This is a genomic window from Escherichia sp. 94.0001 (genome assembly GCF_013369155.2).
Lineage (GTDB): Bacteria > Pseudomonadota > Gammaproteobacteria > Enterobacterales > Enterobacteriaceae > Escherichia > Escherichia coli_F.
Genome location: NZ_JABWMS020000299.1, coordinates 1 through 281, shown reverse-complemented (window position 1 = coordinate 281; position 281 = coordinate 1). Strand labels below are relative to the sequence as shown.

The 281-nt window shown below is 54.8% G+C and carries 2 pseudogenes; both read left to right on the top strand.

Going from position 1 to position 281, the window contains the following annotated elements:
• Positions 1-110: pseudogene (locus HEN33_RS25830) on the top strand (phage tail protein); the annotation flags it as partial.
• Positions 110-281, top strand: a pseudogene (locus HEN33_RS25825) (phage minor tail protein L); the annotation flags it as partial. The pseudogenes HEN33_RS25830 and HEN33_RS25825, both read left to right, overlap by 1 nt.

Sequence of the window (281 nt, the reverse complement as noted above, 5' to 3'; positions counted from 1 at the left end):
GACCGCCGAAACATAACCGGACGGTGAGGGTGGTGTGCCGGGAGTGGAGCGTCACGGATAACGCCCGGTACAGTGATTTCAGCTGTACGATTGAGCAGGTGGTGAACTGATGCAGAATATTCATGAAGAAAGCCTGAACGAGTCGGTTAAATCAGAGCAGTCACCGCGGGTGGTGCTCTGGGAAATTGACCTGACGGTGCAGGGCGGTGAGCGGTATTTTTTCTGTAATGAGCTGAATGAAAAAGGGGAGGCGGTCACCTGGCAGGGGCGGCAATATCAGG